The sequence below is a fragment of the uncultured Polaribacter sp. genome (genome assembly GCF_947495205.1).
GTDB lineage: Bacteria > Bacteroidota > Bacteroidia > Flavobacteriales > Flavobacteriaceae > Polaribacter.
The window spans coordinates 1-13,580 of the sequence record NZ_CANLXV010000007.1 but is presented as its reverse complement, the minus strand read 5'-3'; the positions used below and the strand labels follow the sequence as shown (position 1 = coordinate 13,580).

The window sequence follows — 13,580 nt, the reverse complement described above, 5'->3', positions numbered from 1 at the left end:
TTCCTAAATTTTTTGCGAATAAGAGCCAATCTTTAGCATGTGTTTTTTGATTCCATGATTTAAAATCACTTAAAGAGTCTCTGTATTGTCTTTGTAGATTTCTTGGGTTTACGCCATAAAAATCAGCTACAATACTAGTACTAGAAGCTTTATTACTAATGGAGTTCTTTTAAAAAAGCAGCAAATTCACTAGTGATTCTAGTTCCTTTTGCTACTAAATTCCAATCTCTGGTAACTATTTTATTAGTGTCTTGATCAAACCATCTTCGTCTGGTTATATGTAACTATACATTTTTACCTCGAATAGGAAAATCTTGAACGGTAGCTTCTGCAAAGAAACCTTTAGAATGCAGCTTAACATCTTTAAATTCTTCTGGAATACTGTTTAACTCTGTAAAATAAAAATGAATTTCTTTTGATTTAACGTTGTGCTTGATAAGTTCAAACTAAGTAACATAAAGGTTCTGAAGACATAAATGTCTTAATATCAAAGTTCAGCCTTTTTTATTTACTCCACAACTTTTGGTATTGATCCATAATATTTCTTTTTTGAAGCTATTTCCAGCTTTCACTACTCGCTTTTTTTATTCAAAAAAGAATAAAAAAGAGCTCAAACAAGCCGTTCAATCTGGGCTAGTCTTGTTTGCCAACATAATGTATAATTTTTAGCGTAGTTGTTTTTTTAAATGTAATCTTGTTTTAGTTTTTGTAGTAATATAAATCTTAAGAAGTGGTAAATATGTAAAGAATGTATTGGTTTTAATATGTTAGTGTATTAATATGTAGATTCTTTGTTAAAACTTATCTTGAATTTCATTCAATACACATCAACAGAAAAGAAAAAGGAAGTAAAAAGAACAAACGAAAAAGTGCCCTTTTACACTGCAAAAACATCATTATAAAACACTAATTGATAGCATCTATTTTAAATGAGCAGAATATAATGAAAATCAAATAATAAGAATTCGTAAAAAATATTCTTCAATTTTCAAACTTACAATAACATTGTAACAAACGCTATTTGTTGCATTAAATACACAAGCTATAAATTAGTTTATATGGATAAATGCCTTCGTAAAAATAATTAAGAACTAAAAAATTAGTTTAAACTAATTTTTTAGTTATATTTGTATTGTTAAACTAAAAATTTAGTTGTAAATATGAATAAACAATTAACAAAAGCAGAAGAGCAGATTATGCAAGTTTTGTGGGATTTACAAGAGGCTTCTGTAAAAGAAGTAATCGAAAAATTACCTGAACCCAAACCAGCATATAATACAGTTTCTACCATTATTAGAATTTTAGAAACCAAAGAATTTGTAGATCACAAACCTTTAGGAAGAGGTTTTTTATATTATCCAATTATAGAAAAAGAAACCTATAGTAACCAAAGTTTACACAAATTAATGAATGGCTATTTTAATGGTTCTTTTAAAAGTATGGTTTCCTTTTTTGTAAAAGAAAATAAAATGGATATTTCTGAATTAGAAAGTATTTTAAAAGAAGTACATAAGAAAAAGTAAGCAGTTTTTCAGTCATCAGTATTCAGTAAACAGTAGTAAAAACCTCTAGTTCGTGGGGTTTTTGAGGTACGAAAATTTGTATCAAAAAATTTACATTATAAATTCAATTTTTCTTTACAATCTTTCATAAAATAAGATTTTTAGAAGTTAAAATCAATAAAAAACAAAAGCTATGATTAATTATATAATTCAGGTAATTTTATTCCAAGTGTTATTCTTGGCTATTTATGATTTCTTTCTAAGCAAAGAAACCTTTTTTAGAAAAAATAGATGGTATTTATTATCTACGCCATTATTGTCTTTTTTAATTCCTTTAATTAAAATACCTACATTTCAACAAGCAGTGCCTCAAGAATATATAGTGAATTTACCAGAATTGGTGCTGTTTCCTGAAAAGGTAATTGTAGCATCTTCCTGGTACCAATCTGTAAATTATATCGATGTTTTTTTTGGTATTGGTGTTATTGTTTTCAGTGTGTTGTTTGTTTCTAAGTTATTGGCAATTATCAACTTAATAAGAACTTATAGACTTGTTAAAATAGAGAACTACACATTGGTTTTAATTCCAAACCAAACCAAAGCGTTTTCTTTTTTCAATTATATTTTTTTAGGAAAAGAAATACCAAAATCTCAAAAAGAACAAATAATTGCGCACGAATTAGTGCACAGTAAACAAAAACATTCTTTGGATTTATTGTTTTTCGAGGTTTTAAAAATTGTAATGTGGTTTAATCCAATGATTTTTATTTATCAGAAAAGAATCACTTTAATACACGAGTATATTTCAGATGAAGTTGCCACAAAATCTTCACCCAAAGAAAACTACATCAATCAATTGCTATCTAACTTTTTTCAAGTAGAAAATATTGCTTTTATCAATCAGTTTTACAAACAAACATTCATTAAAAAAAGAATTACTATGATGACGAAAAACAAATCTAAAAAAATGAATCAGCTAAAATATTTGGTGTTGATTCCTGTATTAACAAGCATGCTTTTTTATACTTCTTGTTCTCAAAAAGTGTTTAATAATTCAGCTTCTAAAAAAGAATTACAAAAGATTTATACTTCAAATACCGATGATTTTACAGTAAGACAAGAAAAAACGTACTTAGATTATTATATAGCTGGAGAAAGTCATAAACCTATTGGTAAAGAAATTAACAAACAGGATTTATCAAAAAAAGAATTAAAAGAGTTTAATAAGTTTTTAGAATTAACATTAAAACAAAGGGGAGAGGAAGGTTTAAAAACATATGAGTATAAATTTTATGAATATAAAGGAAGAAAAATTGTTGGCGTTCATATTAGAAAAGGATTTTCAGTAAAAACAGAATATAGATTTCGTGAAAATAAAGCTGATGATAAAAGTGTAAGTTTTCTTAAAATAGAGAAATCTCCAACTTTCCCTGGTTGTGGTATTGGAGATAAAACTTGCTTTTCTAAAATGATACAAAAGCATTTTGCTAGAAATTTCAATGCTGATTTACGAGAAACATTGGGTTTAAGTTCGGGTAAAAAAAGAGTTTTTATTGCTTTTAGTATTAATAATAAAGGAAACGTAGTTGATATAAAGTCAAGAGGACCACATCCTAAAATAGAGAAAGAAGTTTTAAGAGTAATGCAACTTTTACCAAAGATGAAACCAGGGGAGCAAGATGGCAAAAAAGTTAAGGTTTCTTATACAATACCATTTACAATATTTGTACCTGAAAAAAGAAAGAATAAATACTAATGAAAAAGAAAGTTTTAATTGTAGTATTATTTGTAGTGGTAAAAGTAGAGGCACAAACTTCTGCTTTTGCTGCTATAGATAGTTTGTTCGAAAATGGAAGATATCAATTGGCATTGCAAAAATTAGAGGCTATGAATCCGCCTTCTTTTTTAAGCAATTACAAAACAGCACTTATTTATGAGTCTATAGATAATTATAAAAAAACAGTTTCTTTTTTAGAAAAAGCATTGGAATTTAAAGAACATAAAAAAGCAAGTTTAAAACTAGCAAAAGCGTATTTAAGGCTTTTTAAACCCAATAAATCTATAAAAATTTATGAAGATTTATTGGCAAAAGATTCTATGAATTTGGTGTTGAAATATCAACTTGGGAAATTGTACTTACAAAATAGAAAAAGTGAAAATGCCATTTCGTTATTTAAAGATTTAACAACTAAAGATACTTTAAATCCGCATTATTCTTACCAATTAGGTTTGGCTTATAGTTTTGTAAATGACGGCAATAGAATGATGAATTGTTTTTTAGATGTTCTAGAAAAAGATAGCACACATTTAAAAGCAATTACAAAACTCGCCATTCAGTATTTTGCTTTAAGAGATAAAGATTCTACCTATTTGTTTATAAATAAAGGTTTGCGTTTAGATGAAAATCATATTAGTTTAAATCGCATAAAAGCAAACCAACTTTACAGCGAAAAAAAGTTTAAAGCAACCATACCTGTGTTGTTAAGGTTAGATAGTTTAGAAAAAATGGAGCATTTTACTAATAATATGTTAGGGAAATCTTATTACCAATTAGAAGATTATAAAAATGCAAAAGACCGTTTTAAAAATGTAGTAAAAATAGATGCAGAAGATTTTAAAGCGTTTACTTATTTAGGAAATATTGCTTTAAAAGAAAAAGATTACAGAATGGCAATGTTTCATTATCTTAGAGCAGCAAAAGTAGGTAAAGAGCCTAGAGACAACGCTTATTATGGTTTGGCAACTATGTTTTATGAGCAAGAAAAACCAAAAAGTGCTATTAATTATTTTAAAAAAGCTTTTGATGAAAACGCCCAGAATTACAAAGCGCTTTTTCAGCAAGCAAAACTTTCTGAAGACTACTATAAAGATAAAAAAATAGCTTATGATTTGTATAAAAAATTTAAAAGTCGGTTTTTTAGAAGAGATAAGGAAATGTCTGATTTTGTAGAAAGTCGAATTGTAGCCATAAAAAAGGCCTATTTTATTAAAGGAGAAAGTTTAGAATAGTATTTCGCTAATTTTTAGTAATTTCACGCTATAAATTAGCAAATGTTTTTACGGGTTTTAACTTTTTTGTTTTTAATGATTTTTTTCACTTCGTGTGATTATTTTTCGTTCTCTAAAAATAAAAATCTACCTGTTTTAGATACTATTGTAGATTTTTCTTCTGTAGATACGTTTCCGTCTTTTAAAAATTGCGATTCTTTAATTACCAAACAAAAAAAAGCCGATTGTTTTAGAACTACAATTCACTTAAAAATAGGAGAGGAGATACAGAAACATCAGTTTACGCTTAAAGAGTCTATCTCAGAAACGGTTTATGTAGATTTAATTATTAATACAGATGGTAAAATTGAGTTACAACAAATTACATCAAACGAAAAAATAAAGAAAAATTTACCCAGTTTAGATAGTGTTTTACAAAACAGTATTGCTAAAATTCCTGCTATTTTTCCAGCGATAAAAAGAGGAATTCCAGTAAAATCAAAATATCAATTGCCTATTAAAATTGAACTGGAGTAATATAAGTATTACATTAAAATGCAGTGAAAAATTTTAGAAACTTACAGTTGCAAAATTCTAAATTGCTATAAACTTTCTGTAAAACGTAAAAACAAAAACTTAGTTTAACATTTCCCAAAGGTTGTCTTTTAATTCTTGCAAACCAATTTCTGCAACAGAAGAAATAAAGATGCTTTTTACGCCTTTTGGTAATTCAGCTTTAATTTCTGCTTGTAATTCATCATCCAACATATCGGTTTTAGAAATGGCTAACAAACGCTCCTTATCTAACAATTCTGGATTGTGTTTTTTAAGTTCGTTTAATAAAATATCATACTCTTTTTGAATGTCATCTGAATCTGCAGGTATTAAAAATAATAAGGCAGAATTACGTTCTATATGACGTAAAAATCTGTGGCCTAAGCCTTTTCCTTCTGCAGCGCCTTCTATAATTCCAGGAATATCTGCAATTACAAAAGTAGCATGACTTCTATGTTCTACAATACCTAAATTTGGCTTTAAAGTTGTAAATGCATAGTCTGCAATTTTAGGTTTAGCACTAGTTAATACAGACAAAAGCGTAGATTTTCCTGCATTTGGGAAACCTACTAAGCCAACGTCTGCCAGCAGTTTTAATTCAATTCTAAACCAACCATCTTGTCCATCAATTCCTGGTTGGGCATATCTTGGTGTTTGGTTTGTAGACGATTTAAAATTCCAGTTTCCTAAACCACCTTTACCACCAGGTAATAAAATTACTTCTTTACCATTTTCTGTAATTTCGTGTAAAATTTCATCGGTATCTGCATCTCTAATAATAGTTCCTAAGGGTACATCTATATAAACATCTTCTGCATCGTGCCCAGAACTTCTACTTTTACTACCAGCACCACCGTGTTCTGCTCTAAAATGACGTTTGAATTTTAGGTGAAATAAAGTCCACATATTTTTGTCTCCACGTAAAATAATGTGTCCTCCACGTCCACCATCTCCACCATCTGGACCACCTTTGGTAATGTATTTTTCTCTGTGTAAGTGTGCAGAACCTTGCCCTCCTTTTCCAGAAGAAGCGTATATTTTTATGTAGTCAACAAAATTTCCTTCGGTCATCTTAGTGTATAATTGGGTAATTGTTAAAAGTGTAGTTGTATTTGTAACGTTTAAAAAGTTAAACGTTTAAAAAGTTACACATTTTACAATGTATTAAATACTTCTGCAATTCTTTTGGTAATTTCAGCAATAGAACCTACACCATTAATGCCGTAATATTTATTTTGTTCTGCGAAATAATCTTTAAGAATAGCAGTTTTTGTGTTGTATTCGTTAAAACGATTTCTAATTTTACCTTCATCGGTATCATCTGCTCTTCCGCTAGTTTTTCCTCTTTCTAGCAAACGTTCTACTAATAAATCTTCAGGCACTTCTAAAGCTACCATTCCGTTTATTTGTTCTCCTTTATCAGCTAAAAAAGCGTCTAAAGCTTCTGCTTGAGATTGTGTTCTAGGAAAACCATCAAAAATAAAACCGTTAGCATCTGCATTTTTTTCTACTTCTGCTTTTAGCATATTTATGGTAACTTCATCTGGTACTAAATCTCCTTCGTCCATATATTTTTTTGCTAGTAAACCTAATTCAGTAGCATTTTTAATATTGAAACGAAAAACGTCTCCAGTAGAAATATGTACTAAGTTGTACATGTCTTTTAAAAATTCTGCTTGTGTTCCTTTTCCTGCTCCTGGAGGACCAAATAATACAATGTTTTTCATTTTGGGTGCTGTTGTTAATTGATATATTTCTGGGTAATTTCTACCTAATCCGTTATAATCTAATCCGTAACCTACAATAAATTTATCTGCAATACTTTTGCCAATATAATCTATTGGTAATTCTTTTCTAAAAACATCTGGTTTAAAAAAAAGTGAGACTATTTTTAATTGTTTTACATTTTTGTTTCTAAAGATATTATAAATTTCTTGCAAGGTAGTGCCAGTATCTATAACATCTTCTAAGATAATAACAGTTCTATTCGTTATATCTTCATTTATACCTACTAATTCTTTTACTTTTTCAGTAGATTTTGTGCCATTATAAGAGGCTAGTTTTACAAAAGAAACTTCACAATTTCCATTAAATTCTCTTATAAAATCTGCAGCAAATAAGAAACAACCATTTAAAATTCCTACAAAAATAGGGATTTCATCTTTGGGTAATTCCTGTTTTACTTGATAAGCTAATTGCTTTACAATTTGTTTTATTTCTTCCTTTTTAATAAAAGGTTTAAAATAGAGGTTATGTAGCTTAATAATACTCATATATTGCAAATATAAACGCTAATTATCAAATGAAAAAACCGTTTTATTATGAGATTCTAAAATCATCATAAGAAAACGGTTTTTAGTATGTTCTAAAGAATTACTTATTTTTTTCTTTTTTCTTGGTAGCATCATACATTATTGGAGTTGCCACAAATAATGATGAGTATGTACCTACAGCAACACCTACAATTAATGCAAACATAAATCCTTTAATAGAATCTCCACCAAAAGCAAATATTGCAATCATTACCAATAAGGTAGTTAAAGAGGTGTTTATTGTTCTTCCTAAGGTAGAACTTACGGCTTTATCTACATTTTCGCTTAATGATCTGTTTTTATAATCTCCAACAAATTCTCTAATTCTATCAAAAATTACCACTGTATCATTTAGAGAGTAACCAACAACAGTTAGTATGGCTGCAATAAAAGATTGGCCAATTTCCATATCAAAAGGCATAAAATTGTAGGTAATAGAGAATACACCTAGTACAATTAATACATCATGAAAAACGGCTGCTACAGCTCCAATAGAATAAGATATTTTTCTAAAACGTAATAAAATATATAAGAAAACAACTAATAAAGAACCAAATACAGCATATAAAGCAGAGGTTTTAATATCATCTGCAATTGTAGGTTCTACTTTATCTGCACTCATAATTCCTGCACCAGTTTTTTCAAAACCTGGTTTAAAGCTTTCGTAAGTAGTATTTCCTAAATATGGTTTTAAACCTGTAAATAAAGCATTTTGTACTTCTTCATCTACAGCTTGCCCTTCATCATCAATTTTATAAACGGTTGTAATTTTTAATTGATTGTCTTCTCCGTACGTTTTTACTTCTGGTGCTGTACCAAATGCATCTTTTAAAGTAGAAGCTACTTCAGTTGGTACCATAGCTTGATCAAAACGAACCAAGTAAGATCTACCTCCTTTAAAATCTACACCTTGCTTTAAACCTATAGATAAAATAGAAATTAAACCTGCAATAATAATTCCTCCAGAAATTACATATGCAATTTTACGTTTCTTTAAGAACTCTACATTTATATTTTGGAACCATCCTTTAGATACAGAAGTATTAAAGGTTAAGTTAGTGCCTTTATTAACGGCGCCATCAATTAATAAACGTGTAATAAATACTGCTGTAAATAAAGAAGTTGCAATACCAATCATTAAAGTTAATGCAAAACCTTTAATTGGTCCTGTACCAAATACATATAAAATAATACCTGTTAAAAGTGTAGTAATATTGGCATCTATAATTGCAGAAAGCGCTCCTTTTACAGAGAAACCTTCTTCTACAGATTGTTTTAAACCTTTCTTTAAACCTAAACCTTCTTTAATTCTTTCAAAGATAATTACGTTGGCATCTACAGACATACCAATAGTTAATATTATACCAGCAATGCCAGGTAAAGTTAACACAGCATTAAAGCTTGCTAAAATACCAAAAATGAATAAAATGTTTACAATTAAAGCAACATCTGCAAATAAACCTGCTTTACCATAATACACTACCATCCAAACTAAAACTAATAAAATAGCCAAACCAAAAGATAAGAAAGAGGCGTCAATTGCTTCTTGTCCTAAAGATGGTCCTACAACTGCAGATTGTATAATTCTTGCAGCGGCTGGTAATTTACCTGCTTTTAAAACTGTAGCAATATCTTCTGCTTCTGCAACTGTCATACTTCCACCAGAGATAGAAGTTCTACCACCAGTAATGGCTTGATTTACAGATGGGGCAGTATAAACGTAATCATCTAAAACAACAGCTACAAATCTACCTACATTTTCTGCAGTCATTTTTGCCCATTGTTTTGTTCCAGAGCTGTTCATTGTCATGCTAACTTCTGGCTTGTTTAATTGATCAAATACTTGACCAGCATCTAAAATAACGTCTCCTTCAATTGAAGGAACATCATTTCTATTAGATTTAATTGCATATAAACCAATTATTTCTTCTGCCTCAAAATCGTCTCCAGCGGTTGCTGGTTTTTCAGTTGTAAAAGGTTTGTAATCCCACAAGAATTTTACATACCTTAATTCATTTGGTAATAAATCTCTAATTTCTTTTCGAGCCAATAAATCATTAACTTTAGCAGTATCAATTACTCTAGCACGTGCCACTAAAGAGCTCATTTGTTGTTGAGATTGTGCTACATTAGGAAATAAGTACGTAAATAAGTTTTTTTGAACACTTGTAGAATCTACTGCTTCGCCTAAAAGATCATCAATATCGTCTTTTTTAGTAGTGTCTTTTACTTGCTCAGTAGTAACATCTTCCTTTAATAATTCTGCTACTTTTGCGTTTGCAGAAAATAAGAATCCTTGCACTTCTGCATTGGTGTACACTTCCCAGAATTGTAATTCTGCTTTACTTGTAATTAATTTTGTAACACGCTCAATGTCTTTAGCACCTGGCAATTCAATTTGAATTCTACCTGAGTTTCCAATTCTTTGAATGTTTGGAGACGTTACCCCAAACTTATCTATTCTACTTCTTAAAACTTCAAAAGCAGTACCTATAGAACTGTTAATTTCTTCTTGTAAAGTTTCTTTAACAGATGCATTTGCTTCATTAAAAGTAATTTTTTCGCTTAAAGCTTTTGTACCAAAAATAGCAGGATCGCTTAATTTTGTGTCTCCAGCAACTTTTTCAAATTCTTCGAAAAATAAATCTAAATAGTTTTCATTACTACTTTTTTGTTTTTCGTCTGCAGCAGCTAAAGCATTGTTAAACGCTTCGTTTTTAGAATCGTTAGATAAACTTCTTAAAACTTCTTTTACAGAAACTTGTAAAATGGCATTTATACCACCTTTTAGGTCTAAACCTAAATTCATTTCTTTGTCTCTTACATCGTTGTAAGAATATTGTGCAATACCTAAATTTATAATGTCTTTATTGGCAACACTATCTAAATATTTTCTTTCGAAATTTGCTTTTTCTCTTGCAGTGCTTGCTTTGCTTTCTGCATAAACCACAGCATCGTCTTCTACCTTATTGGCTAAAAACGTAAATGATAATTGGTATAAACTAACTAAACCAAATAGAATAGCAAATACCTTAATAAGTCCTTTGTTTTGCATTTTGTAATTTTTAAGTCTGATTTTTTTTTAAATAAAAAACGAGCAAATATATACCAACTCGTAAAACCTGACAATGTTTTTAATGTTTGTTTTGGTTGATGTGTTTTGGGCACACCAATACTAGGTAATTAATTGCAAAAGAGTGTTGTAATAAACTCTTTTAAGAAAGTTTTATTTGTGGGCCAGCTCTAACCTCTGGTTCTTTATGTGAAGTAAAATCTTTAGCAAAAGGATTGCTTTTACTTATTTTAAAAGCAGTTTTAAAATATCGATTTGCTTTGTACTCTAGGTTTTTAGAAAGATCAGAAAAGTGATTGGTTGTAAACCTGTCTGATTGATATTTTATTTCTAGGATAAACTTGTTATCTGTTGTAGAGGAAAGATCTGTTTGCTCTTTTAATTCATAAACATCTAAATTATAAATAGAAGAAATCTCTTTATTTTCTTTTTGCTTAGATTGTTCTAGTAAATTTAATTGCTTTTTTTCGGTAAGAATAGCTTTTACATCTTGGGCATCTAAAGTGCTGTAATAGCCAATTTTTAAACTTCCATTTTTGTTATTCTGAATTTTAATATTGGTGGCACCAACCTTTAAAAGACTTTCTTTAATTTGATTAATGGTAAAAGCAACGCTATTTTCTGTACGGTTTGTGTTTGTAAACTCTAATACAATTTCTTGATTAGGCTCATACACTTGCTCTTGGAAAGCTCCAAAACACAGCGAAATAAAAAGTAAAGCACTTACGTACCATTTTGCTTTCATGTGCCAAATATATGTAAAAAAGATTGGTTTTTTCTTAGTGATTTGTAAAGTTTACGGTAGTTTATAAAAGTATTTTAGTAAATTGATAATGAATGAGGGTTTTTAAGGCTAGGTTTTGTTATGAACTTTGCTTACTCTTCCTTTAAAATAAGCGTAATACTTATTCTAATTTCACTGTAAGTAATCTCTTCATTTAGTTTTTCGTAGATTGGTTTTAGCTCTATTTTTTTATTGAATTTATTAAAAACGGAACGTACCCTTTCTATGATTTCTTTGGTAACATATTGGCTTAAATTAATATTTTTCCCTTCTGTGTACAATTGCGATAAATGTGAATAAATGGTTGTGATAGATAAATTTCTTTCTTTAGCAATTGCAATGGGTTTTAAACCTTGCTGATACAATTCAAAAGTTTTTAACGTAGTAGATTGTTTTCTAGGTTTAGCAACGTTTTTATATTTACGAATAATATCCATAAAATCGTCTCCATATTTCTCCATTTTGTTGGTTCCAACTCCAGAAATGGATAAGAATTCGTTTTCTGTTGTTGGTAATTCACTTGCCATTAATTTTAAGGTTTTATCATTAAAAATGATGTAAGCAGGCATTTTTTCTTCTTTGGAAATTGATAAACGTAGCTTTTTTAATTCGGCTAATAAATTGGTGTTGGTTTCACCTTCAATACCAACTTTTAGTTGTTTTTTTATTTTGGTTTTTTCTGTTTTTTCTATTGGTGTAGTTAAACGGATTTGTTTGTTTCCTTTTAAAACTTGCCAGCCAATTGGTGTTATTTTTAAAGCAGAGTTTTCTGCATACATAATTTCTATTAATCCTTGGTTTGCCATTTGTATGATGTAATCTCGCCAATTAAAAAAAGAAACTTCTTTACCAACTCCGTAAGTTTTTAAAGTATAGTATTGTTTTGCATGAATATCTGCATTATTACTACCTCTTAAAACATTAATTAGCATGGTAATTCCGTTTTTTTCTTGCATTCTTACAATACCAGATAATGCTTTTTGTGCTAAAATAGTTCCTTCAAAATCTTTGGGCGGATTTAAACAAACGTCGCAATTATTACAATTTTCGGTTAAATGTTCTCCAAAATAAGAGAGTAATATTTTTCTTCTACAAGATTTTGCTTCTGCAAATTGCAACATTCTATTTAACTTCTCTTTTTGCATGGTAGTATTTGCACCTTCATCTGCAAACTGACTGTACAATACAAAATCTCTCATATTATAATACAAAATGGTTTCAGAAGGTAAACCATCTCTACCAGCCCTTCCAATTTCTTGGTAATAGCCTTCTAAATTTTTTGGTAAATTATAATGAATTACATAGCGCACGTTAGATTTATCAATTCCCATTCCAAATGCTATGGTTGCTACAACAATTTTTATATCGTCATTTATAAAGTTAGTTTGGGTTTGTTCTCTTTCTTCAAAATCCATTCCTGCATGATAAAAAGTAACAGAATGTCCTTCAGCTTTTAAATAACTGGCAACTTCTTCTGTATTTTTTCTACTCAAACAGTAAATAATGCCACTTTCATTTTTTCTTTGGTTGATGAAATTGCCAATTTCATGTAGTTTTTTCTTCTTTGGCACTTGCCCGCGAACTTCAATACTTAAGTTTTTTCTATCAAAAGAAGAAATAAATAGTTTGGAGTTTTGCAAGCCTAATTGTGCTTCAATATCTTTTCTGGCAGATTTATCTGCAGTAGCAGTAAGTGCCATGAAAGGCACGTTTTGCAGAGATCTTCTAAAGGTTTTTAGTTGGGTGTATTCTGGTCTAAAATCATGACCCCACATACTTACGCAATGTGCTTCATCTATGGCAACTAATTTAATATTCAGCATTTTTAGCCAAGTGCTGCTTACACTTATTAATTTTTCTGGTGATAAATATAGCAGTTGAATATTTCCTTTAATTGCTTTTTCAATCACTTCATTTTCCTCTTGAGGTGTAATAGAGCTGTTAAAAAAATCTGCTTTAATACCGTTTGCTTTTAATGCTTGTACTTGATCTTTCATTAAAGAAATTAATGGAGAAACTACTATTGTAATTCCGTCAAACAATAATGCTGGTATTTGAAAACAAATAGATTTACCACCGCCAGTTGGCATTAAAACAAAGCTATCTTTACCTGCTATAGTTCTGTTGATGATATCTTCTTGTAAAGGTCTAAAGTTGTCATAACCATAAACTGTCTTTAAAAGTGTATTTGCTGTTGTTTTCAAGGGATAAAATTATACTACAAAAATGAAATTTTTCTTTGAATAAAGCACAATAAAAAATCCAGCAAAAGCTGGATTTTTTATTTTTGTCTAAAGTCTAAAGTCTAAAGTCTAAAGTCTAAAGTCTAAAGTCTAAAGTCTAAAGTCTAAAGTCTAAAGTCTAAA

At 29.3% G+C, this 13,580-nt stretch carries 9 protein-coding genes; 4 read left to right on the top strand and 5 right to left on the bottom strand.

Translation table 11 applies throughout. The features are described 5' to 3' along the window. The first annotated feature begins 1,160 nt into the window (after positions 1–1,160). The 4 genes from Q0762_RS08100 to Q0762_RS08085 all read left to right on the top strand — a co-directional run bounded on the left by Q0762_RS08100 (position 1,161) and on the right by Q0762_RS08085 (position 5,027). Positions 1,161–1,523 carry a BlaI/MecI/CopY family transcriptional regulator gene (locus Q0762_RS08100; protein ID WP_298765785.1) on the top strand — a complete coding sequence of 121 codons (363 nt, stop codon included), beginning with the start codon at positions 1,161–1,163 and terminating at the stop codon, positions 1,521–1,523. A 172-nt stretch (positions 1,524–1,695) separates the two neighbouring features. Then, positions 1,696–3,258 carry a M56 family metallopeptidase gene (locus Q0762_RS08095; RefSeq protein WP_298765782.1) on the top strand — a complete coding sequence of 521 codons (1,563 nt, stop codon included), beginning with the start codon at positions 1,696–1,698 and terminating at the stop codon, positions 3,256–3,258. Continuing rightward, positions 3,258–4,511: a tetratricopeptide repeat protein gene (locus Q0762_RS08090; RefSeq protein ID WP_298765779.1), complete on the top strand. Its 1,254-nt coding sequence runs from the start codon at positions 3,258–3,260 to the stop codon at positions 4,509–4,511. The genes Q0762_RS08095 and Q0762_RS08090 overlap by 1 nt, the downstream gene beginning before the upstream one ends. A gap of 75 nt (positions 4,512–4,586) precedes the next feature. Further along, the gene (locus Q0762_RS08085) at positions 4,587–5,027 is read left to right on the top strand and encodes a hypothetical protein (RefSeq protein WP_298765776.1); all 441 of its coding nucleotides are present in this window, start codon (positions 4,587–4,589) and stop codon (positions 5,025–5,027) included. A 99-nt stretch (positions 5,028–5,126) separates the two neighbouring features. On the opposite strand, the gene obgE is transcribed toward Q0762_RS08085, so the two are convergent. From obgE to recQ, 5 genes are all read right to left on the bottom strand, one after another. Further along, positions 5,127–6,116 carry a GTPase ObgE gene (gene obgE / locus Q0762_RS08080; RefSeq protein ID WP_298765774.1) on the bottom strand — a complete coding sequence of 330 codons (990 nt, stop codon included), beginning with the start codon at positions 6,114–6,116 and terminating at the stop codon, positions 5,127–5,129. A gap of 83 nt (positions 6,117–6,199) precedes the next feature. Further along, positions 6,200–7,318 carry an adenylate kinase gene (locus tag Q0762_RS08075; protein WP_298765771.1) on the bottom strand — a complete coding sequence of 373 codons (1,119 nt, stop codon included), beginning with the start codon at positions 7,316–7,318 and terminating at the stop codon, positions 6,200–6,202. A 100-nt stretch (positions 7,319–7,418) separates the two neighbouring features. Continuing rightward, positions 7,419–10,412 carry a protein translocase subunit SecDF gene (secDF, locus tag Q0762_RS08070; RefSeq protein WP_298765766.1) on the bottom strand — a complete coding sequence of 998 codons (2,994 nt, stop codon included), beginning with the start codon at positions 10,410–10,412 and terminating at the stop codon, positions 7,419–7,421. A gap of 160 nt (positions 10,413–10,572) precedes the next feature. Beyond that, positions 10,573–11,175: a hypothetical protein gene (locus tag Q0762_RS08065; RefSeq protein ID WP_298765764.1), complete on the bottom strand. Its 603-nt coding sequence runs from the start codon at positions 11,173–11,175 to the stop codon at positions 10,573–10,575. A 131-nt stretch (positions 11,176–11,306) separates the two neighbouring features. Further along, entirely contained in the window at positions 11,307–13,418 is a 2,112-nt protein-coding gene (recQ, locus tag Q0762_RS08060) for a DNA helicase RecQ (RefSeq protein ID WP_298765761.1), read from the bottom strand. Between the last annotated feature and the right edge of the window lie 162 nt (positions 13,419–13,580).

Bases quoted from the DNA above. Each gene is read 5' to 3' on its own strand.
- Q0762_RS08100 (WP_298765785.1), top strand. From the start codon at position 1,161: ATGAATAAACAATTAACAAAAGCAGAAGAGCAGATTATGCAAGTTTTG.
- Q0762_RS08095 (WP_298765782.1), top strand. From the start codon at position 1,696: ATGATTAATTATATAATTCAGGTAATTTTATTCCAAGTGTTATTCTTG.
- Q0762_RS08090 (WP_298765779.1), top strand. From the start codon at position 3,258: ATGAAAAAGAAAGTTTTAATTGTAGTATTATTTGTAGTGGTAAAAGTA.
- Q0762_RS08085 (WP_298765776.1), top strand. From the start codon at position 4,587: ATGATTTTTTTCACTTCGTGTGATTATTTTTCGTTCTCTAAAAATAAA.
- obgE (WP_298765774.1), bottom strand. From the start codon at position 6,116: ATGACCGAAGGAAATTTTGTTGACTACATAAAAATATACGCTTCTTCT.
- Q0762_RS08075 (WP_298765771.1), bottom strand. From the start codon at position 7,318: ATGAGTATTATTAAGCTACATAACCTCTATTTTAAACCTTTTATTAAA.
- secDF (WP_298765766.1), bottom strand. From the start codon at position 10,412: ATGCAAAACAAAGGACTTATTAAGGTATTTGCTATTCTATTTGGTTTA.
- Q0762_RS08065 (WP_298765764.1), bottom strand. From the start codon at position 11,175: ATGAAAGCAAAATGGTACGTAAGTGCTTTACTTTTTATTTCGCTGTGT.